General features: G+C 69.0%; 18 protein-coding genes. 9 read left to right on the forward strand and 9 right to left on the reverse strand.

The annotated features are described in order from the left end of the window. The first annotated feature begins 37 nt into the window (after positions 1-37). The 3 genes from G6N61_RS07650 to G6N61_RS07660 all read left to right on the forward strand — a co-directional run bounded on the left by G6N61_RS07650 (position 38) and on the right by G6N61_RS07660 (position 2,378). The gene (locus tag G6N61_RS07650; RefSeq protein WP_163917987.1) at positions 38-439 is read left to right on the forward strand and encodes a DUF3099 domain-containing protein; all 402 of its coding nucleotides are present in this window, start codon (positions 38-40) and stop codon (positions 437-439) included. A gap of 148 nt (positions 440-587) precedes the next feature. After that, positions 588-1,544 (forward strand): sigma-70 family RNA polymerase sigma factor, encoded by a 957-nt coding sequence (locus tag G6N61_RS07655; RefSeq protein ID WP_163917988.1) that lies wholly within the window; start codon positions 588-590, stop codon positions 1,542-1,544. A 144-nt stretch (positions 1,545-1,688) separates the two neighbouring features. Beyond that, positions 1,689-2,378 carry an iron-dependent transcriptional repressor DtxR gene (locus tag G6N61_RS07660; RefSeq protein ID WP_163917989.1) on the forward strand — a complete coding sequence of 230 codons (690 nt, stop codon included), beginning with the start codon at positions 1,689-1,691 and terminating at the stop codon, positions 2,376-2,378. Here the strand turns inward: G6N61_RS07660 and G6N61_RS07665 are convergent. The 3 genes from G6N61_RS07665 to G6N61_RS07675 all read right to left on the reverse strand — a co-directional run bounded on the left by G6N61_RS07665 (position 2,375) and on the right by G6N61_RS07675 (position 6,904). Next, complete coding sequence (locus G6N61_RS07665) at positions 2,375-3,430, reverse strand: DUF4192 domain-containing protein (RefSeq protein ID WP_163917990.1); 1,056 nt, start codon at positions 3,428-3,430, stop codon at positions 2,375-2,377. The two genes, G6N61_RS07660 and G6N61_RS07665, sit on opposite strands and share 4 nt — an antisense overlap. A 107-nt stretch (positions 3,431-3,537) precedes the next feature. Further along, positions 3,538-6,075, reverse strand: coding sequence for a zinc metalloprotease (locus G6N61_RS07670; protein WP_170314456.1), 2,538 nt, complete (start codon positions 6,073-6,075; stop codon positions 3,538-3,540). Positions 6,076-6,115: 40 nt separating this feature from the next. Beyond that, on the reverse strand, positions 6,116-6,904 hold the full coding sequence (locus G6N61_RS07675) for a peptidoglycan-binding protein (RefSeq protein ID WP_163917991.1): 789 nt from the start codon (positions 6,902-6,904) through the stop codon (positions 6,116-6,118). 264 nt (positions 6,905-7,168) lie between these two features. On the opposite strand from G6N61_RS07675, the gene sthA reads away from it, so the two are divergent. After that, positions 7,169-8,584 carry a Si-specific NAD(P)(+) transhydrogenase gene (gene sthA, locus G6N61_RS07680; RefSeq protein WP_163917992.1) on the forward strand — a complete coding sequence of 472 codons (1,416 nt, stop codon included), beginning with the start codon at positions 7,169-7,171 and terminating at the stop codon, positions 8,582-8,584. On the opposite strand, the gene G6N61_RS07685 is transcribed toward sthA, so the two are convergent. Then, positions 8,581-9,357 (reverse strand): trypsin-like serine peptidase, encoded by a 777-nt coding sequence (locus G6N61_RS07685; protein ID WP_235887446.1) that lies wholly within the window; start codon positions 9,355-9,357, stop codon positions 8,581-8,583. The genes sthA and G6N61_RS07685 overlap by 4 nt on opposite strands. A gap of 178 nt (positions 9,358-9,535) precedes the next feature. Here G6N61_RS07685 and G6N61_RS07690 point away from each other — a divergent pair, with 178 nt between their 5' ends. Genes G6N61_RS07690 through G6N61_RS07700 form a run of 3 tightly spaced genes read left to right on the forward strand, consistent with a single transcriptional unit; the run spans position 9,536 to position 12,285 of the window. Beyond that, positions 9,536-10,522 carry a proteasome assembly chaperone family protein gene (locus tag G6N61_RS07690; protein ID WP_163917993.1) on the forward strand — a complete coding sequence of 329 codons (987 nt, stop codon included), beginning with the start codon at positions 9,536-9,538 and terminating at the stop codon, positions 10,520-10,522. An 11-nt stretch (positions 10,523-10,533) separates the two neighbouring features. Next, entirely contained in the window at positions 10,534-11,556 is a 1,023-nt protein-coding gene (locus G6N61_RS07695) for an alpha/beta fold hydrolase (RefSeq protein ID WP_163917994.1), read from the forward strand. Between the two features lie 30 nt (positions 11,557-11,586). Continuing rightward, positions 11,587-12,285 (forward strand): PhzF family protein, encoded by a 699-nt coding sequence (locus G6N61_RS07700; RefSeq protein ID WP_163917995.1) that lies wholly within the window; start codon positions 11,587-11,589, stop codon positions 12,283-12,285. A gap of 16 nt (positions 12,286-12,301) precedes the next feature. Here G6N61_RS07700 and nrdR read toward each other — a convergent pair whose 3' ends face one another. Both nrdR and G6N61_RS07710 read right to left on the reverse strand, forming a co-directional pair. Then, positions 12,302-12,766 carry a transcriptional regulator NrdR gene (gene nrdR, locus G6N61_RS07705; protein WP_163917996.1) on the reverse strand — a complete coding sequence of 155 codons (465 nt, stop codon included), beginning with the start codon at positions 12,764-12,766 and terminating at the stop codon, positions 12,302-12,304. Between the two features lie 95 nt (positions 12,767-12,861). After that, complete coding sequence (locus G6N61_RS07710; protein WP_163917997.1) at positions 12,862-13,302, reverse strand: LysM peptidoglycan-binding domain-containing protein; 441 nt, start codon at positions 13,300-13,302, stop codon at positions 12,862-12,864. Positions 13,303-13,546: 244 nt separating this feature from the next. Here G6N61_RS07710 and lexA point away from each other — a divergent pair, with 244 nt between their 5' ends. Continuing rightward, positions 13,547-14,248, forward strand: coding sequence for a transcriptional repressor LexA (gene lexA / locus G6N61_RS07715; protein ID WP_163917998.1), 702 nt, complete (start codon positions 13,547-13,549; stop codon positions 14,246-14,248). Between the two features lie 12 nt (positions 14,249-14,260). Here the strand turns inward: lexA and G6N61_RS07720 are convergent, their stop codons facing one another. Both G6N61_RS07720 and G6N61_RS07725 read right to left on the reverse strand, forming a co-directional pair. Then, positions 14,261-16,411, reverse strand: a complete 2,151-nt coding sequence (locus G6N61_RS07720) for an LGFP repeat-containing protein (RefSeq protein WP_235887447.1) — start codon at positions 16,409-16,411, stop codon at positions 14,261-14,263. A gap of 159 nt (positions 16,412-16,570) precedes the next feature. Beyond that, positions 16,571-17,734, reverse strand: coding sequence for an acyl-CoA dehydrogenase family protein (locus G6N61_RS07725; protein ID WP_163917999.1), 1,164 nt, complete (start codon positions 17,732-17,734; stop codon positions 16,571-16,573). 102 nt (positions 17,735-17,836) lie between these two features. Between G6N61_RS07725 and G6N61_RS07730 the strand changes: the two genes are divergently transcribed. After that, positions 17,837-20,122 (forward strand): molybdopterin guanine dinucleotide-containing S/N-oxide reductase, encoded by a 2,286-nt coding sequence (locus G6N61_RS07730; RefSeq protein ID WP_163918000.1) that lies wholly within the window; start codon positions 17,837-17,839, stop codon positions 20,120-20,122. A 6-nt stretch (positions 20,123-20,128) separates the two neighbouring features. Here the strand turns inward: G6N61_RS07730 and hflX are convergent, their stop codons facing one another. Beyond that, positions 20,129-21,541: a GTPase HflX gene (gene hflX, locus G6N61_RS07735; RefSeq protein ID WP_198339330.1), complete on the reverse strand. Its 1,413-nt coding sequence runs from the start codon at positions 21,539-21,541 to the stop codon at positions 20,129-20,131. Positions 21,542-21,586: the final 45 nt, after the last annotated feature.

The raw sequence follows: 21,586 nt of genomic DNA on the forward strand, positions 1-21,586 counted from the left end.
ACCGTTTCAATGGCTCGCAGTGTGGAACAGTGGAGTAATGAAACACGGCGAAGAGCTGAGTTTCGACGACGATGGTCGGCCGGTTCTCATCACTCGTGCGGCAATTCCCTACGAGGAGCAGCACCGTGAGCGGGTGCGGAAGTACCTCAAGATCATGTCCTTCCGCATCCCGGCGCTGCTGCTCGCTGCTGGTGCCTACGGCATCTGGCACAACGGACTCATCTCGCTGGCGATCCTCGTCGCCTCGATTCCGCTGCCCTGGATCGCCGTGCTGATCGCCAACGACCGTCCTCCGCGCACGGCCGAGGAACCACGTCGATTCGACAACCGGCGCAAGATTCCGCTCTTCCCCACCGCGGAACGGCCGGCCCTACAGGGTTATCGCGCACCGATCTCCCAAGCCGAACCGGCACCGCCGCGGTTCGACGTTCCCGACTGAGGAAGATCTTGCCCACTTCTCAGGACATTCTCAGGTCGAGGGTGAAAAACAGCAGCTCAGGACGTGTGTAAGCGGCAATCCCGGGGAACTCTTTGGACCATCACGACGTTGTAGTCCATGACAGTTCCAGCCGAGCAGGAGGCCTTGAATGGTTGCCACCGCAAGCCGTATAGATTCCGATTTGGACAGCCAGAGCCCAGCCGCCGACTTGGTGCGCGTGTATCTGAACGGCATCGGCAAGACCGCCCTCCTGACGGCTGCCGACGAAGTCGAGTTGGCCAAGCGCATCGAGGCGGGTCTGTACGCGCAACACCTGCTGGCTACCAAGAAGCGGCTCGGCGACGCACGCAAGCGCGACCTGGCGGCAGTGGCCCGCGACGGTGAGGCCGCCCGCAGGCACCTACTGGAGGCCAACCTCCGACTGGTCGTCTCGCTGGCGAAGCGCTACACCGGTCGCGGCATGCCGCTGCTCGACCTGATCCAAGAGGGCAACCTCGGCCTGATCCGCGCGATGGAGAAGTTCGACTACGCCAAGGGTTTCAAGTTCTCGACGTACGCGACGTGGTGGATCCGCCAGGCGATCACGCGTGGCATGGCCGACCAGAGCCGCACCATCCGGCTTCCCGTCCACCTCGTCGAGCAGGTCAACAAGCTGGCGCGCATCAAGCGCGAGATGCACCAGAACCTCGGCCGTGAGGCCACCGACGAGGAACTGGCCGAGGAGTCGGGCATCCCGGCCGAGAAGATCGCCGATCTGCTCGAGCACAGCCGCGACCCGGTGAGCCTGGACATGCCGGTCGGCAGCGACGAGGAGGCACCGCTGGGTGACTTCATCGAGGACGCGGAGGCCATGTCGGCCGAGAACGCCGTGATCTCCGAGCTGCTGCACACCGACATCCGCCACGTGCTGGCCACTCTCGACGAGCGCGAGCAGCAGGTGATCCGGCTGCGCTTCGGGCTCGACGACGGACAGCCCCGCACACTGGACCAGATCGGCAAGCTGTTCGGGCTGTCCCGCGAGCGGGTCCGTCAGATCGAGCGCGAGGTCATGGCGAAGCTGCGCCACGGCGATCGCGCCGAGCGACTCCGCTCCTACGCCAGCTGACACCCAGCGCCGAGAGGCGCCGAAGCACACCACCGTTGATGCCCGCCGCGACCCCGCGGCGGGCATCACATTGTGACGCGAGCGCGATGGACCCCAGATCAACGTCCGTCACCGGTAGACTCGACCGCGACGGAGGGCGGCACCATGAACGATCTCATCGACACCACCGAGATGTATCTGCGGACCATCTACGACCTCGAAGAAGAGGGCGTGGTGCCTCTGCGCGCCCGCATCGCCGAACGCCTCGAGCAGAGCGGCCCGACCGTCAGCCAGACCGTGTCCCGCATGGAGCGCGACGGCCTGCTGCACGTGGCGGGCGACCGTCACCTGGAACTGACCGAGAAGGGCCGCGCGCTGGCCGTCTCCGTGATGCGCAAGCACCGGCTCGCCGAGCGGCTGCTGGTCGACGTCATCGGACTGCCCTGGGAGGAAGTCCACGCCGAGGCCTGTCGCTGGGAACACGTGATGAGCGAGGACGTCGAGCGCCGGCTGGTGCGCGTGCTGGACAACCCCACGACGTCGCCGTTCGGCAACCCGATCCCCGGCCTGTCGGATCTGGGCGTCACGCACCCCAACGCCGAGGACATGAACCTGGTGCGGCTCACCGAACTACCGGTGGGCTTCCCGATCGCCGTGCGCGTCCGTCAGCTGACCGAGCACGTGCAAGGCGACATCGGGCTGATCAGCAGGCTCAAGGATGCCGGCGTCGTGCCGAATGCCCGTGTGACGGTTCAGGTCGGCGAACACGGCAGCGTCATGATCGTCATCCCCGGCCACGAGCAGGTCGAACTCCCCCACGACATGGCCCACGCGGTCAAGGTCGAGAAGGTCTAACCGGCCCGTCGGTCGAAGGGCTGACGCGGCGGCAGCGACACGCCGATCCGCGCTGCCACGCGGAACCCGCTGAGCCCGAGTTCGCGGATCTGTTCCGGGCGCATCCCCCGCTGCAGTGCCTCGTCGAGCATCCGGGCCATCTCGTGCGTCGGATCGCAGTCGATCGCCGCATCCAGCGAGATGCCCGCCAGCGGGCCGTCGCCACGGGCGTAGGCCGAGAACGCCAACAGCACCAGTGCGTCGGCGCGCCACGGGCTCGGCAGGCTGCGCGCCAACGTCGACCACAGCGACTCCCCCTGTGCGGCCTTCGATCCCACCGCCAGCGCGTAGAGCACGTCGCGCACGTGTGGATTGCGCAGCGCACACGCCAGGCGTGCGGCATCGGCGTCCGACGGCCGCTCGCCCCGCGCCGCCGCCGACGCGGCGACCATCGCCGCTTCGACGTCCGCCCGCGTGGCCGCGTCGTCGCGTGGCCGTTTGGCGCGTGCCGCCATCGCCTCGACGATCGCGGCCTCGAGCGCCGCGGTGTGGTCCGCGTCGGAGATGGCGATCACGTCCTGCAGTTCGGAGCGGCGCTGGTAGAGCCGGCGGCCGTCCAGCACGGCCGCCGCGGCCACCGGCGAGGACGACGGATCCTCCACGGACCCACCGCGGCCGCACCCGTCGGCGCAATGCCACCGCGCACCGGCGGCGATCCGCTCGACGACGTGGACGTCGCGCAACTCGATGCCCTGGCCGTCCAGGGCGTCGGTGAGTACCTCGGCGAGGAATCGGTGGTCGTCGTTGCACATGCGGCAGCCCGCACCCAGCTCGTCCACGATGACCGCTATGGCCGCCTCGGGCGCTCCCCTCGCAGCCACCTCGGCCAGGTGTGCCAAGTGGTCGTCGAGGGCCGTGTCGAGGTCCACGCGCATCACGCAGCCCAGCTCGCCGCGGTCGAGGGTGACCAGGACGAGCGATTGTTCGGGGACGAAGCCCAGCACGGCGGGTAGCGCGGCGATCAGCGCCCCAGGTCGATTCAGGTGGAAGTCGGAGTCGGGTGAGGTCGTCATGGACCAAGGTCACCGCACGGCACCGTCGAAACCCGTGCCGCGAACCCGCCGACGGGTGCCCGCTGTGGACGAACCCGCGACTGGGGATGGATCTGCCGGGTCGCCGCCTACGGCGACGAACCCGAGCCGTCCGTGGAACCGGTTCCCGCCGAATCCGTGCCGCCGGTGGTGGAGCCGTCCGTGGTGGAGCCACCGGTCGTGCCGCCGTCGGTGGTCGACCCCGTGGTCGTCGAACCGTCGGTGGCCGTGCCGGTGGGCGCAGTCCCCGTCGGCGCGGTGACCTCGTTCGTCGCGGTCGGATCGGCCGTCGGTTCGGTCGACGCGCTGGGCTCCGCGACCGTCGACCCCTCGACGGGAACGTCCGCAGGTGCGCTCGGCGCCGTCGGTGCGACCGATGCCGCCGTCGACGACGGTGCGGTGCTGCTGGGCGCACTGGTGGTCGCGTCCGCGGTCGCCGTCGAGGTGGGGAACGTTCCCGGCTGATCCGCCTCCACGATGGCCTTGATCCTGGTCTCGTAGGCATCGAGCTGGGCTTCGATCTCCTCCGGCGGCACCTCGCCCGCTTCGATGGCCTCGCCGTAGGCGGCGATCTCCGTCCACAGGGCGTCGAGTTCGGCCATCGCCTCCTCCGACAGCGGCTCGTCGAGCGTGACGAACAACTGCCGGGCCAGCGCGTAGGTCAGACAGTTCACGCAGTCGTAGTTCAGCGCGCCGGCGAGGTTCTGCGGCGCTACTACGTTGTCGCCCGCCTCGTCCTCGTCGATGACGAAGACGACCTGGAACGCGACGGCCACGGCCGAACACGACGAACACGACGCGTAGGCCTGGGCTTCGTTGACGTTCGTGACATCGGTCTCGTCGGTGGTCCACACCATGGCGAACGCGGCCTCGTACTCCGTGGTGCCGTCGGTGGTGTTGACCGCCAGCGCCTGCGTGTCACCCGGGCCGGGGGCCAGTGGCTTGTCGACCGGGAAGACCCAGCCCTGGTCTGCGCCGGGGGTCGCCGCGGTGGCGGCGTATCCACCGCCGCCGCCGCCGGGCGCCGCGGGCGCCTTCGGTACGAGGATGACGGCGAGTTCGGGTGCCCGCTTGACCGGGCGCGGGGTATTTGTGTCCCAAACCGCCTGCAGGACACCCTGCTTGCCCTTGAAGAGGGTGGGAGCCGACACCGCGCGGGGTGCGACGTCCCCGGTGACCGGTTCGGCGATCCGATCGCTGTCCAACGCGTAGACGATGTCGCCGATCGTGCCCCGCTCGTCCGGGCTGATCGGCCGGTAGTTGTCCTCCCGCGGCAGCCAGGCGTAGCCCACCGCGCCGACGACGGCGACGCCCAATGCTGCGACCAGGATTCGCCTCACCGGCTTGCCCTCGGTACTCGTCCACGCCGCGGAACTCGACTGCCGGACGAACCGGATCAGCATGTAGAGCACACCGGCGACGGGGATGACGATGGCCACCATCGCCAGCACCCGTGCGGTGGCCTGGACCATGTCGCCCTCGGCCCACGCCGTACCGAGCACGTCCTGCTGTCTGCCCAGGCTCGCCCACGCGGTGCCGATCAGACGTGGAAGCGCGATGACGGCCGCGGCGAGCGCGCTGAGGAGGAGCGGGATCACCACGATCACCCAGCAGGTGACCAGAATCCGGGCCCAGGGCTTGAGCAGGCGGGCACCGGGGTCACCCCACCGCCACGGCAGCGCGCCGAGGAGTGTCGGCTTGATGCGCGAGTACAGGTCGGGCACGCCCGTGAGGTCGGCGAGCACGTGGTAGCCGTCGAAACGCACCATGGGCGCCAGTTGGCGCAGCATCTGCAGGATCTGAGTCGCGACGACGAGCAGCAGGGCGTCGTAGCGCAGCCACCACCACAGTGCGGTGATGCCAACGGCGACTATCGCGTTGAAGTAGAGCCCGCCGAGGTCGGTGCGCACCCGACCGGCCCGGCCGAGGCGATAGGAGTCGGTGACGTCGGTGTAGAACGCCGGCCACACCAGGTAGAGGCCGACGCCCATGACCCCGGGCGTGGAGCCGCCGTACCGCGCTGCCGCGGCGTGCCCGAACTCGTGGAAGCCCGCGGACGCGATGGTGACGGCGAAGACCAGGATCAGCAGCCCCGGACGCTCGAAGGCGTCATAGGCCGCCGACGCCAGGCCCTTCTCGAGGAAGACCCACCAGCACACGACGGCGAACGCAGCCAGCATCGGTACGACAACCCGTGGCCGGAACAGGACGCGGAACGGGTCGGTGAGGCGGCGGGTGCGGTCCGGATCGGTCACCGCGTAGCGAAAGCGCAGTCCTAGCAACGGATTGCGCTTCTTCAGTACGGGCTGTCCGCCGTCTGCCCGCACCAGCAGACCCAGCGGCCGCAGCTGCTTGTCGACCAGGTGGTCGACGTTGTCGGCACTGACCGTTCGGCCGGTCGACTCCGACACCGCAGCGGCGATGTCGGCGGAGCTGTGGTGCCCGTCGCTCTCCCGAAGGATGGCGTAGAGCAGCGGCGTGAGTTGGACCGTCTGCCCGTCCGCTCGACGAGCTAGAGACGGCGGAACCCGGTAACCGGATCCCGCCATCTCTCCGATCAGCTCGACCCCGTCGGCGCGCCTCGGACCGGCGTCGACCGATTCCGATCCATGCGTGGACACCGTCATTTCAGTTCTCCCGGTGCGGTCGCAGCTCGTCGGTCAGCCGTCAGGCGCCCGAGTCCCCCGAGCTGCTGCTCGAGCCGGCATCGCCGGTGCTGCCCGCCGAGCTGCCGGAGTCACCCGCCGTGCTGCCCGTGCTGCCGGTCGAGTCGCCCTGCGAGATGGTCGAGTCCTGGTTGGCCGTCGCGTTGGCCTCACCGGTGATGCTCTGGTTGATGATCGCGTCCTGCTGCGCATCGGCGATGGCATCGGAGTCGATCGAGCCGATGTTGGCCGCCACACCGGCGTTGATGGGCGCGGCGACGTTGGCGTTCGCGGCGACCGCACCACTGATCGGGGCCGCCAGGTCGGTGTCGAGGTCGACGTTCACGTTGACGTTGAGCAGGTTGCCGTCGAGGAGCCCGCCGGTGCTGGTGTCGATGGCGGGTTCGGTCACCACGCCGCCCGGGTCGGTCGTTCCGTCGGTGCCGTCGGTGCTCGGATCGGTGACCGTGCCGGTCTCGTCGTCGTCGGTGTCCATGCCCCCCTGTCCGATGTCGCTGACCTGGTTGGACGTGGCGAAGGCGTCGGCGGCGAGCGTCTGGTCCAGCATGACGCCCTGGTCCACGGTCGCTTGCGCCCCGGAGCCTTCGGACAAGACGTTCGCGCTGGCGGCCGCATCGATCGGCGCGGCGACGTTCAGATTGGCCGCGGCGGCCAGATCGATGGGCGAGGCCGCGTCGATCGCGACGTCGACGTCGGCGTTCAGGTCGAGGATGGAGACGACTTCCTTGTCCGGCAACGCGATCGCGCTCTCGGCGAGGAGTTCTTCGGTGGTCAGTCCGTCGGTGCTCATGTCACGTTCCAATCCGCTCGGGTCCCGACGGCCGCCGGGGCGCTCGTTTGCTGTGTGGCCGGGGTACCCAACGAAATTGACGATCCAACCCACTTTTCGCAGAAAGATCCCGACCTCTCTCGGAAATCAATCCTTCGTTATGTTTGCTAACGGTTTCCGACACTCCGATGCCCTAGCCGGCCGGCTCCCTGGCGGTGGTGATGTTCACGCGTTGTTGACGTCCACGGCATCTTCCCGGGACCCGGGCCGCGTAGGACTACTCCCATGGGTTCCACGCAGGAGTACGACCTCGTCGTCATCGGGTCCGGCCCGGGCGGACAGAAGGCCGCCATCGCCGCGGCCAAGCTCGGCAAGTCGGTCGCCATCATCGAACGCGGCCGCATGCTCGGCGGGGTCTGCGTCAACACCGGCACCATCCCGTCGAAGACCCTGCGCGAGGCCGTCGTCTATCTGACCGGGATGAGCCAGCGTGAGCTGTACGGGGCGAGCTACCGGGTCAAGGAGAAGATCACCCCCGCCGACCTGCTGGCCCGCACCCAGCACGTGATCGGCAAGGAGATCGACGTCGTCCGATCGCAGCTGATGCGCAACCGCATCGACCTCTACGAGGGTCACGCCCGCTTCATCGACGAGCACTCCCTGGTGGTGGAGGATCCGTCCCGCGCGGAGCGAATCACCTTGGCGGGCCGCAACATCGTGATCGCCACCGGCACAAGGCCGCTCCGGCCGGCGGGCGTCGACTTCGACACCGAACGCGTCCTCGACAGCGACGGGATCCTGGACCTCGAGACCATCCCGTCGTCGATGGTCGTCGTCGGCGCCGGCGTGATCGGCATCGAGTACGCGTCGATGTTCGCCGCGCTCGGCACCAAGGTGACCGTGGTCGAGAAGCGCGCCACGATGCTCGACTTCTGCGACCCGGAGATCGTCGAAGCGCTGCGGTTCCACCTGCGCGACCTCGCGGTCACGTTCCGGTTCGGCGAGGAAGTCACCGCGGTCGACGTCGGCACGGGCGGCACCGTCACCACGCTGGCGAGCGGCAAGCAGATCCCGGCTGACACCGTGATGTACTCCGCTGGGCGACAGGGTCAGACCGACCACCTCGACCTCCCCGCGGCGGGGCTCGAGGCCGACGCACGCGGCCGGATCTTCGTCGACGACGACTACCAGACGAAGGTCGACCACATCTACGCCGTCGGCGACGTCATTGGGTTCCCCGCGCTGGCCGCCACGTCGATGGACCAGGGCAGGCTGGCGGCGTACCACGCGTTCGGCGAGCCCTGCAAGGGCATGACCGAACTGCAACCCATCGGCATCTACTCGATCCCCGAGGTGTCCTACGTCGGCGCCACGGAGGTCGACCTCACCAAGGAGTCGGTGCCCTACGAGGTGGGCGTGTCCCGCTACCGCGAGCTTGCCCGCGGGCAGATCGCAGGTGACTCCTACGGCATGCTCAAGCTGCTGGTCTCCACCGATGACCTCCGCCTGCTCGGCGTCCACATCTTCGGTACCAACGCCACCGAGATGGTGCACATCGGCCAGGCGGTCATGGGCTGCGGCGGCACAGTCGAGTACCTGGTCGACGCGGTGTTCAACTACCCCACGTTCTCCGAGGCCTACAAGGTCGCCGCGCTCGACGTGATGAACAAGCTGCGCGCGCTCAGCCAGTTCCGCCGCTAGCAGTCGTCACCGAACGCGTCCGGCGCCCTGTCGGCCTCGCCTCCGGCCTCTGCACGGGCGAGCAACCGGGCAACGGCGTCGTCGAACGGCGGTGAGTAGGAGACGTCGTCGTGGCAGCCCCCGCCGTCCAATCCCCCGGTGATGCCCGCGACGGTCCGACCCGACACCCACGGCGACCCGCTGGTCCCGTCGACCAGGCCGGCGCACCGCAGCGACGGGAAGGTCTCGTCGTGGGCGGCGATCGTCGTACGGCAGCCGATCGGTCCGCCGCCGACGCCCATCGGGTAGCCGGTGACCGCGACGTCGGCGCCCACCGCGGGTGCCCGGCCTAATGTGTAGCCACCGCCGGCGGCGTCCCGGACGGACCCGCCGCCATCCCGGCTCACGCGCCCAATCGCGAAGTCCGCCAACGGATTCTGATCTGCCAGCCACCGCGGATCCAGGAAGACCTCGTCGACGTGCCAGGCGTCGTTGGGCTGGACGTCGCCAGTGAAGCCCGGGACGAAGTACGCGTCGACACCGTCGGCGACGCAGTGTGCGGCGGTCAGGATCAGGTCGCCTGCCGCCGAGTCCAGCACCGAGCCCGAGCACGTGTGCAGCGTCTCACCGCCGAGGAACAGCGCACCCACCCGCCGGTCCGGCGCGACCGGTGCCGCGCTGATCGCATCGGACGCCTGCGTCGTGGGCTGCGAGGGTCGCGGAGCCGCGTCCTGGCGGGAGCAGCCGACCGCGACCATCGCGAGCGCGACGCACACGAGCGACCGGATCCACACCCCCCGATAGTGCCCGACCGGCGTCGGCCCGGCAGTGCTCCGGAATGCCTCCCGGTTCGACGACGTTGCCAACGGGTACCGGGGCTGACGTGGCGCCGATGCCCGAGTGCGGGACACTGGGGTGAACAGGCGCGGGTCAGACGATCGGCCCATGGGCGTGGTGAGGAGGCGAAGCACGATGACGGACGATCCGAACAGTCCAGAGCAGCAGTATCAGCCAGACCAGAGCGGGATGTACGAACTCGAGTTCCCGGCACCCCAGCTGTCGGCGGCAGACGGCCGCGGGCCGGTGATGATCCACGCGCTGGAGGGGTTCTCCGATGCCGGGCACGCGATCAAGCTTGCCGCCGAGCACCTGAAGAACGCGCTCGACACCGAACTCGTCGCGTCGTTCGCGATTGACGATCTGCTCGACTACCGGTCGCGCCGTCCGCTGATGACGTTCAAGACCGACCACTTCACGCATTACGAGACGCCGGAACTGAACTTGTACGCGCTGCACGACAGCGTCGGAACGCCGTTCCTGCTGTTGGCTGGCCTCGAGCCGGACCTCAAGTGGGAGCGGTTCGTCACCGCCGTGCGACTGCTGTCGGAACGGCTCGGCGTCCGCCGGGTGATCGGCCTGGGCACGATCCCGATGGCGGTGCCGCACACCCGTCCGGTGACCATGACGGCGCATGCCGCCGACAAGGAGTTGATCGCCGGCCACGAGCCCTGGGTCGGCGAGGTTCAGGTGCCTGGCAGCGTGTCGAATCTGCTCGAGTTCCGGATGGCGCAGCACGGCCACGAGGCCATGGGCTTCACGGTGCACGTGCCGCACTACCTGGCTCAGACCGACTACCCGCCCGCCGCGGAGGCGCTGCTGGCCGAGGTCGCGCGGGCCGCTGCGCTGCAGATCCCGCTGGCCGCGCTCGGTGAGGCCGCCGCCGAGGTGCACACCAAGATCAACGAGCAGGTCGAGTCCAGCACCGAGGTCGCTCAAGTGGTGACCGCGTTGGAGCGCCAGTACGATGCGTTCGTCGCAGCTCAGGAGAACCGTTCGCTGCTCGCCCGGGACGAAGACCTACCGAGCGGCGATGAACTGGGCGCCGAATTCGAGAAGTTCCTGGCCGAGCAGGCCGGTGACGATCCCTCGGAGGGTGACGGCGGCACCGCAACGCCCTGACAGGAGTTGGCATGACCGACCGCACGCCTCATCTACGACCGGTGCGCGAGGTCACCCCGACGCTGCACTACCGGACCATCCACGGTTATCGCCGTGCGTTCCGCGTGGCAGGATCCGGTCCCGCGATCCTGCTGATCCACGGCATCGGCGACAACTCGACGACGTGGAGCACGGTGCAGTCCGCTCTCGCGCAGCGGTTCACGGTGATCGCCCCCGATCTCCTCGGCCACGGCAAGTCCGACAAGCCGCGGGCCGACTATTCGGTCGCGGCGTATGCCAACGGGATGCGCGACCTGCTCAGCGTTCTCGACGTCGAACGGGTGACCGTGATCGGGCACTCGCTGGGCGGTGGGGTCGCGATGCAGTTCGCCTATCAGTTCCCCCAGCTGGTCGACCGCCTGATCCTGGTCGGCGCGGGCGGCGTCACCAAGGACGTCAACGTGGCGTTGCGCATCGCGGCGATGCCGATGGGTACCGAAGCGCTCGCCCTGTTGCGACTCCCCCTGGTGTTGCCTGCGCTGCAGGCGGTGGGCCGTGTGGGCGGCGCGCTGCTCGGCAAGACCGCCGCGGGCCGCGACATCCCCGACATGCTCCGCATCCTCGCCGACCTGCCCGAGCCGACCGCGTCGTCGGCGTTCGCCCGCACGCTGCGCGCCGTAGTGGACTGGCGCGGCCAGGTGGTGACGATGCTGGACCGCTGTTACCTCACCGAATCCGTTCCCGTGCAACTTATTTGGGGATCGCACGATTCGGTGATCCCCGTCGGCCACGCCCGCATGGCCCACTCGGCGATGCCGGGTTCCCGCCTCGAGGTGTTCGACGGTTCCGGTCACTTCCCCTTCCACGACGACCCCGACCGGTTCGTGGAGGTCGTCGAGAAGTTCATCGACTCCACCGAACCTGCCGTGTACGACCAGGATCTGCTGCGCAACCTGCTGCGCGCCGGCATCAGCGAGCAGACCATCACCGGGTCGGTGGGCACCCGTGTCGCGGTGCTTGACGCGATGGGCGCCGACGAACGCAGCGCCACCTGAGGCGCTTCGAAACGTCGTAGCATCGAGAGCATGGCGATCGACGTGACCGTGCTGCGTGTGTTCACCGACTCCGACGGGAACTACGGCAATCCTCTGGGCGTGGTGGACGCCTCGGCGGCGGAGCCGTCGGACCGACAGGCCATCGCGACCGAACTCGGCTACAGCGAGACGATATTCATCGACCTCCCTGCCGCGGGCGAGGCAACAGCGCGGGCGCACATCTTCACGCCCACAACGGAACTGCCGTTCGCGGGCCATCCCACGGTCGGCGCGGCGTGGTGGCTGAAGCGCCAGGGCACCCCGGTACGCACCCTGCAGGTGCCGGCGGGCATCGTCGGGGTGTCCTACGACGACGGACCGGACGGCGAGTTCGCGGTCGTGCGGGCCCGGTCGGACTGGGCGCCGGACTTCTCGATCTACGATCTTGCGTCGGTGGACGAGGTGCTCGCCGCCGACCCCGAGGACTACACCGATGACGTGAAGCACTACCTGTGGGCCTGGGTCGACCGAGAGGCGGGAACCATCCGGTCGAGGATGTTCGCCAGCGTCCTCGGCATTCCGGAGGACGAGGCGACGGGGGCGGCGGCGGTGCGCATCACCGACCACCTGAGCCGCGATCTGCTGATCACCCAGGGCGAGGGTTCGCAGATCCGCACCTGGTGGGATCCCGAGGGTTGGGTCAAGGTGGCCGGCCGGGTGGTCGACGACGGCGTCAGGCAGATCGACTAGCGGCGAGCGGAGCGGGTCAGCTCGGCGAGGCGACCTGTCGGTGGGCCCGCAGCGCCTCGATCTCGCGTTCGAAGTCCTCGGCGGAGGAGAACGATCGGTAGACGGAGGCGAAGCGCAGGTAGGCGACTTCGTCGAGGTCGCGCAGCGGCCCCAGGATCGCGAGGCCGACCTCGTTGCTGGGCACTTCGGGCGATCCGGTGGAACGCACGGCGTCCTCCACCTTCTGCGCAAGGACGTTCAGCGCGTCGTCGTCGACGTCGCGGCCCTGGCATGCGCGCCGCACGCCCTTGATGACCTTCTCGCGGCTGAACGGCTCGGTGACGCCGCTGCGCTTGACCACTGCCAGCACCGCCGTCTCGACCGTGGTGAACCTCTTGCCACACTCGGGGCACGACCGGCGCCTGCGGATCGCCTGGCCCTCGTCGGCCTCGCGAGAGTCGACGACCCGCGAGTCGGGATGACGACAGAACGGACAGTGCACAACCGCTCCTTCGCCGCGTATGTCGAGTCCGGGCGCCCCGGCCACATACGAGCGTACCGATTGACGGCAGCGGAAATCACGGCGCATGGCGCGGATCAGGCGACGGGCGCGATCAGCGTCTGTCCGGCGTCGACGCCGGCGGAGGAGAGTTCGTTCAGTTCGCGGATCTGGTCGACGACCGCGGCGACGGGCGCGTCGGGTGCGACGCGCTGGGCGAGCTGTTGCAGCGACTCCCCCGTCTGCACCTGGACGACTGCCAGCTGACCCGGCGCGGGCGTCTCAGCAGGCGCGCCGAACTGCGCGACCAACCCGAGCCACACCGTGATCGCAGCAGCCACCAACGCCAACAGCACCGTGGTGGCGGGCGTGATCGGCTTGCGGCGGTTGGACGCCCGCGACATCAGCACGCCGGTGCCGCGGTACCGCAGCGGCTCGTTGGCCGGCCTGCGGCGCTGCGGACCGCGCCGCACGTCGGGGCGCGGCCGCACGGGGCGGGCAACGATTTCGGTGGGGTACTCCCGCGTGATGATGGTCATCTCTGGCGCCTTTCGTCCTGTCGTGCAGTGCCGGTCGTTCGCTACTGTGTTCGAACCATAATCGCTCAGGTGTTCGATGACTAGAACATGTGATCGAACTGTTGCAAACGATATCGGTGGGCACCGACAGGTCGGATCGGGTCGATCCCCGGTCGCTGCGCTCCAGTCCTGCGCCGCGAACCCTAGCGCGACACGCTCGAACACATGTTTGAAAAACGCTCCGGTCCGGACTAGATTTGGCGCCATGAGTGACAGCAGCGACACGCAAGACGGCAGCGAGGCACGTCGCCCAACGGGTGTGGACGCCGCCTTGACCGAGCGACAGCGCACCATCCTCGACATGATTCGAAACTCAGTGACCACCCGCGGTTATCCCCCGAGCATCCGCGAGATCGGCGACGCGGTCGGCCTGACGTCGACGTCGTCGGTCGCGCACCAGTTGCGCACGCTGGAGCGCAAGGGCTACCTGCGCCGCGACCCGAACCGTCCGCGTGCCGTCGACGTGCGCGGCTCCGACGACAACGTCACTCCGATCGTCGCCACCGACGTCGCGGGTTCGGACTCACTGCCCGAGCCCACCTACGTGCCGGTGCTGGGTCGGATCGCCGCGGGCGGACCCATCCTCGCCGAGCAGGCGGTCGAGGACGTCTTCCCACTGCCGCGCGAGCTGGTCGGCGAGGGCTCGCTGTTCCTGCTCAAGGTCGTCGGCGAATCGATGGTCGACGCCGCGATCTGCGACGGGGACTGGGTGGTCGTCCGTCAGCAGAACGTCGCCGACAACGGCGACATCGTCGCGGCCATGATCGACGGCGAGGCGACGGTGAAGACCTTTAAGCGCACCCGCGGTCAGGTGTGGCTGATGCCGCACAACCCGGCGTTCGATCCGATCCCGGGCAACGACGCCCAGGTGCTCGGCAAGGTCGTCACGGTCATCCGCAAGATCTGACGACTCTGACGGTCAGCCTCGAGTGAATCCGTTGGTGAGCGCGAATTCTTCACTGGCGAACCAGATCTCGGCGCGCACCCGGTCGTACTCCCCGCTGCCCGGCAGCCAGTAGAGGCCGGTCTTGGTGTCGGCCTTGATCGGGTAGCCGTCGGGAGCGTCGAACGGGCTGTCGAGGGCCAGTCGCATCGACGTCTGCGCAGGCGCGGACTCCTCCATCGAGATCGCGGCGTGCCGGCCACTGGGCGGTCCGCTGGCCGGTTCCGTTGCGAGCGCCGTCGTCTCGGGATCGTCGAACGACGAGTGCCGGTACTCCGAAGCCGACGCGAAGGGATCGATGCCCGTGAGCGCCGACGTCCGCTCGCTCCCCGCGCCGTCAGCCAACACGTCGTCGGACGTGTCGTTCGGAATGACCTCGTCCGGTGTCTCGTCCTCCAGAGTCCTGTCGTCCGGAGTCGTGCCATCCGGTGACGAGGTGCCCGGGGCTGCGGCCGCCGCCGCGCCATCGCCGACGTCGTCGCCCGTGCCGTCGGACCGGGCCACGTCCTCGGCAGTGATCACGCGCGTGGGGGCCGTGTCGATGGCGTCCTGGTCCTCGGCGAAGTTGGCCGGGAACGCGCCGCTCCCCGGCACGCTCCCGGGCCCCGAGGGCTGGTCGTCGTCGACCGTCATCGCCCAGGCGCTCAACGGAACGTTCGGCGGCTGGCCGACGGCTGGCCGGTCGTCGGCGGCGGGCATCGGACCGGACTCGAAGTCCCCGTCGTCGTCGAAGTCGTCGTATTCGTCGAAGTGGTTCAACGGCTCGCGGTCGTCGGTGCGGCGCCGCACCACGGCCGCCACGATCGCGGCGATGAGCAACAGGACGGGGATGACGGCCAGTGCCCACCAGTACTTCTGGTACCAGGGTTGTGCGCCCTCGGCGTCGGAGTCAGCGGCCTGTGGCGCCTGCGGTGCGCCCTGGCCCGGCACCTCGAGACCGGCCAGGCCCGCCGCCAGGTTCGTCGGTTCGGTGGTGAACTCGCCGGTGGACCGGTTCCAGGAGATCGCGCCGTTGGCGAACTTCTGGGTGACGACGTCGCCGTCCTCGGTCTGGTCGGCGGTGGGTGCGCCCAGTTCGCCGGTGGCGCCGCCGAGCTTCGCCCAGGCCGCGTTCATCGCACCGCGGACGATGACGGCACCGAAGTCGGGGGTCCAGAAGATGACCGGGCCGTCCTCCGCGGTGAAGGAGGCGACCCTGCTCGCCGGTGCCAGGCCGCCGTCGGCCTCGTTGGCCTTCGGGAAGCCCAGGTCGCTCTCGGGTCCGCCGACGCTCTCGTACTTGGCGAGCAGCTGGCCGGTGATGACGGTGGCTCCGGTCGCGGGGCTGTAGAAGATCTTGCCCCCGGCGAAGGTCTGCTGGAGACCGTCGTCGCCCACGGGCTCGGGCGGACCCTCGGCCGCGCCCAGCGGTCCGAGCGGTCCACCGGCGGCGCGTCGGGCGGCGTCGATCTCGGTGTTCGCGTTGCCCGGGATCTCGAGACCCTGGAGCTGCGCGGCCAGTTCGGGCGGGGTGGTGGTGAACGTCTTGGTGCTGCGGTCCCACGAGATCTGGCCGCCGGTGAAGGTCTGCGACACCACGTTCCCGCGGTAGACCTCGTCCTCGGTTGGGACGCCGAGGGTGCCCGCGGACCCGCCGAGCCGGTCCCACGCCGCGTTGATCGCCCCGCGTACCACGTGGGCGCCGGTGTCGGGCGTCCAGAAGATCACCGGATTGTCCGCCGCGCTGAACGTCGTGTTGCGGCTGTTGGGCGCGCGTCCCGCGCCTTCGTCGATGTTGGGGAAACCGAGGTCGCCGTCGCCGGGGCCGCCGAGCGACAGGTACTTCTCGAGGATTGCGCCCTGCATGATCCGCGCGCCGGTCTCGGGGGTGAAGTAGATCCTGCCGCTGGCGAAGTTCTGCCCGAAGCCCGAGCCGACGGCGTACACGCCGCCGTCCTTGGGGCCCAGTGCACCGGTCGGACCGCCGCCTGCCTCCCACGCCTGCGTCATCGCCACGTCGGCATCGCCCTCGGGTGACGCCGACGCGATCTGGATCCCCGGCGCGAACGCGATGACGGCAAGCGCCATCACGAGCGCGACGCCGGCTCGCCCCATGAGCCTGCCGAGCAGGGTGTGCAGCACAGTCATCCGTCCTCCCCGCGACCCGCTCGGGGGTTCCCTCGAAGTATCGCGTCCGTCAACTCTGCGTCAGACGACGTCCATCTTGAGGGATATCCAAGCGTCTGCGGGCAAGTGTCGCGCGACCGGTACCCAATCGACGTCCAGCGCGCGGGCCCGCCGGGTGCCTCAGACGCCCATGCTGCGGCCGATGATCTCCTTCATGATCTCGGTGGTTCCGCCGTAAATCGTCTGGATCCTGGCGTCGAGGAATGCCCTGGCCACGGGGTATTCGCGCATGTAGCCGTAGCCACCGTGCAGCTGCAGGCAGCGGTCGTTGAGACGCACCTGGGTCTCGGTGGCGTACCACTTGGCCATGGCGGCCTGCTCGACCGAGAGCTTCTCCTCCAGGTGCAGGGCGAGGAACTCGTCGACCATGATCCGGACCATGGTGGCCTCGGTCGCCATCTCGGCCAACGCGAACCGGCTGTTCTGGAAACTGCCGATCGGCTTGCCGAACGCCTTGCGCTCCTTGGTGTACTGCAGGGTCTGTTCGAGCACGGCCTCCATGCCCGCGGCGGCCATGACGGCGATGCTGATGCGCTCCTGTGGCAGGTTCTGCATCAGGTAGACGAAGCCCGAGCCCTCTTCGCCGAGCAGGTTCTCCGCGGGGACGCGCACGTCGGTGAACGACAGTTCGGCGGTGTCCTGAGCGTCCAGGCCGATCTTGTCGAGGTGGCGGCCGCGCTCGAAGCCCTCCATGCCGCGCTCGACGACCAGCAGCGAGAAGCCCAGCGCGCCCTTGTCGGGATCGGTGCAGGCCACCACGATCACCAGGTCGGCGTGAATGCCGTTGGTGATGAACGTCTTCGACCCGTTGAGGATCCAGCTGCCGTCCTCCTGCTTGACGGCGCGGGCCTTGATGCCCTGCAGGTCGCTGCCGGTACCAGGCTCGGTCATGGCGATGGCGGTGATCAGCTCACCCGAGCAGAATCCCGGCAGCCAGCGCTGCTTCTGCTCCTCGGTTGCCAGTCGCAGGAAGTAGGGCGCGATGACGTCGTTCTGCAGCGAGAAGCCCAGCCCGCTGTACCGGCCCGCGCTGGTCTCCTCGGTGACGACGACGTTGTAGCGGAAGTCGTCATTGCCGCCGCCGCCGTACTCCTCGGGCACCGCCATGCCGAGGAAGCCCTGCTTGCCTGCCTCGAGCCAGACGCCGCGGTCGACGATCTTGTTCTTCTCCCACTCCTCGTGGAACGGCGCGACGTGGCGTTCCAGGAACGAGCGGTATGACTCGCGGAACATGTCGTGCTCGGCCTCGAACAGCGTGCGATCGAACTTGACGGCCTGGGCCATGGCGGACCTCCGGATTGGCGGACGGGATTGTCTCGACCATATACCAGCCAACCGGATGGTTGGGACCGGCGGCAACGGTGCGCCGACCCTAGAATCGTCAGAATGCCCCGCCCCGCGAGCCTCACCCACTGGGGCGCCTTCACCGCCGACGTCCGCGACGGCGACCTCGCATCGGTGTCGCCTGCCGAGGGCGATGCCGACCCCTCCCCCCTGCTCGGCAACCTGCCCGGCTCCATCAGGCACCGCTCGCGGATCACGGGCCCGGCCGTGCGCCGCGGCTGGCTGGAGCACGGCCCGGGCCCCACCGACGTGCGCGGCGCCGACGAGTTCGTCGCCGTGTCGTGGGACGAGCTGACCGAACTCCTGGCCGACGAGTTGAGCCGCGTCGTCGACGCGCACGGCAACGAGGCCATCTACGGCGGCTCCTACGGCTGGGCCAGCGCGGGGCGCTTCCACCACGCACAGAGCCAGGTGCACCGCTTCCTGAAGATGCTGGGCGGCTACACGTTCTCCAGGCACTCCTACAGCCTGGGCGCGACCGGCGTCATCATGCCCCGGGTGGTCGGAACGCACGACGACCTGTTCAAGCGCTCGACGGACTGGAACGTCATCGCCGCGCACACCGACCTGATGGTCTGCTTCGGCGGTGTCGCGATGAAGAACACCGCGATCAATCACGGGGGGACGACGGCGCATCCGGCGCGCGACGCGCTGCGGCGCCTGCGCGAGCGCGGCGGCCGGATCGTGTCGTTCTCCCCGCTGCGCGACGACGTCGACGGCGACTGCGAGTGGCTGGCGCCGGTGCCGGGCACCGACGTGGCGATCATGCTGGCGCTGGCCTACGTGCTGGCCACCGAGTCGCTCGTCGACCGGGCGTTCCTCGACCGCTACTGCACGGGCTACGACCGGTTCGAGCGCTACGTGCTCGGCCTCGACGACGGGGTGCCGAAGTCGCCGGAATGGGTCGAACCGATCTGCGGCCTGCCCGCCGACCAGCTGACCGAGTTGGCCCGCCGGATGGCGTCGAGCCGGACACTCGTCACCGTTAGCTGGTCACTGCAGCGGGTGCGCCACGGCGAGCAGGCACCGTGGATGGGTCTGACGCTGGCGGCGATGCTCGGCCAGATCGGGTTTCCCGGAGGCGGTTTCGGGCACGGGTACGGATCCATGAACGAGCCCGGTCTGCCGCCGCTGCGGTGCCGGCTCCCCGCGCTGCCGCAGGGACTCAACCCCGTGCGGTCGTTCATCCCGGTCGCGGCGGTCAGCGACATGCTGCTGCACCCCGGCGAACCGTTCGACTTCAACGGTCTGCGCCTGACCTATCCCGACATCCGGCTGGTGTACTGGGCGGGCGGCAATCCGTTCCACCACCACCAGGACATCCCGCGATTGCGGCGGGCGCTGGGCCGGCCCGACACCATCGTCGTGCACGAGCCGTACTGGACGGCCATGGCCAAGCACGCCGACATCGTGGTGCCGTCGACGACGGCCTATGAGCGCGAGGACTTCTCGGGCTCCCGCAACGACCCGATGTTCGTCGCGATGCCCGCACTGACCGAGCCGTACGCCGACGCCCGCGACGACTATGCGACGTTCTCGGCGCTGGCACACCGGCTCGGGTTCGGCGAGCAGTTCACCGAGGGTCGCACCGCGCGGCAGTGGCTGGCGCACCTCTACGAGAAGTGGTCGGCCGAACTGGACTTCGACGTGCCGACGTTCGAGGAGTTCTGGAGCACCGGCTCGCTACGCCTGCCCACCGAGGACGGCCTCAGCCTGCTCGGCGACTTCCGCGCCGACCCGGTCGCCAATCGGCTGGGCACGCCGAGCGGCCGCATCGAGATCTTCTCGGCCGACATCGACGGGTTCGGATACGACGACTGCGCCGGTCATCCGCGGTGGTACGAACCGCAGGAGTGGCTCGGCGGCGCCCGGGCGGCCGATCATCCCCTGCACCTGGTGGCCAATCAGCCGTCGTCACGCCTGCACGGGCAACTCGACGGCGGCGCGACCAGCCAGGCGTCGAAAGTACAAGGGCGCGAACCGATTCGGATTCATCCCGAGGCGGCGGACCGGCGCGGCATCGTCGACGGTGACGTGGTGCGCGTGTTCAACGACCGGGGTGCGTGCCTGGCCGGCGCCGTGCTCGACGACCGCCTGCGGCCCGACGTGGTGCAGCTGCCCACGGGCGCCTGGTACGACCCGGCCGACGCCGCTGACGTCGACGCCATGTGCGTACACGGCAACCCGAACGTCCTCACCGCCGACGTCGGCACCTCGTCGCTGGCGCAGGGCTGCACGGGCGCCCACGTGCTCGTCGAGATCGAGAAGTTCACCGGCACACTGCCTCCCGTGCGCGCGCACGAACCGCCGGTGATCCTGCACCGCTAGCGGCGGTCAGAACGTCGCGTAGTCCACGAGGCTGGCTGCCAGTGCGGCGGATACCCGCGCCTTGATGCGCGTGCCGTCGTCGGTGTGCTCGGTGGCGTCGATCATTCCGTCGGCGTGGACGCGGGCGACCAGGTCGCCGCGGTCGTAGGGAATGGTCACGTCGACCGTCTTCTCGGTGGGGATGACCATCTCGCTCATGCGCTGACGGAGTCGGTCGATCCCGTCGCCGGTGCGCGCCGAGACGAACATCGCGTCCGGTAGCGCGCGGCGCAGGTGCGCCAGCGTGAGACCCGAGGCGGCGTCGGTCTTGTTGACCACGATCAGCTCCGGCGGCGCGGCGATGTCGTACTCGGCGACCACCTCGTTGACCACCTGGCGGACGGCATTGATCTGCGCGAGCGGGTTGGCATCGGAGCCGTCGACGACGTGCACCAGCAGGTCGGCGCCCATCACTTCCTCGAGCGTCGACAAGAACGCCTCCACCAGCTGGGTGGGCAGGTGCCGGACGAAGCCGACGGTGTCGGTCAGCACGAACGGGCGGCCATCGTCGAATTGTCCACGGCGCGTTGTGGGTTCGAGCGTGGCGAACAGCGCATTCTCGACCAGCACGCCTGCGCCGGTGAACGCGTTGAGCAGGCTCGACTTGCCTGCGTTGGTGTAGCCGACGATCGCGACCGACGGGATCTCGCTGCGCCGACGCCCACCGCGCTGGGTGTCGCGGATCTTCTTCATGTCCTTGATCTCGCGGCGCAGCTTGCTCATCCGCTCGCGGATGCGTCGGCGGTCGGTCTCGATCTTGGTCTCACCGGGGCCACGGGTGCCGACGCCACCGCCTGCACCACCCGCGCGGCCACCGGCCTGACGCGACATCGACTCGCCCCAGCCGCGCAGCCTCGGCAGCATGTACTCCATCTGCGCCAGTGCCACCTGCGCCTTGCCTTCTCGGCTGGTGGCGTGTTGGGCGAAGATGTCGAGGATCAGCGCGGTGCGGTCGACCACCTTGACCTTGACGATCTTCTCGAGTGCGGTGAGTTGGGCAGGGCTGAGTTCGCCGTCGCAGATGACGGTGTCGGCGCCGGTGGCCTCGACGACCTCGTGCAGTTCGGCTGCCTTGCCGGAGCCGATGAAGGTCGACGTGTCTGGCTTGTCGCGGCGCTGGATCAGGCCCTCGAGCACTTCGGAGCCTGCGGTCTCGGCCAGCGCGGCGAGCTCGGCGAGGCTCGCCTCGGCTTCGGCGGCGGTGCCATCGGTCCACACGCCGACGAGGACGACGCGTTCGAGTCGCAGCTGGCGGTATTCGACCTCGGAGACGTCGGCCAGTTCCGTCGACAGTCCTGCGACGCGGCGTAGCGCCGCACGGTCCTGCAGCGCGAGTTCGCCGAGGCTCGGGTCTTGGAGATTGAAGTCAGGATGCGTCATGGGCGACTCAAGCGTCGCACGGAGATCACTTTTCATACACCTCGA

It is taken from the genome of Mycolicibacterium arabiense (assembly GCF_010731815.2).
In the GTDB taxonomy this organism is placed as follows: Bacteria; Actinomycetota; Actinomycetes; order Mycobacteriales; family Mycobacteriaceae; genus Mycobacterium; species Mycobacterium arabiense.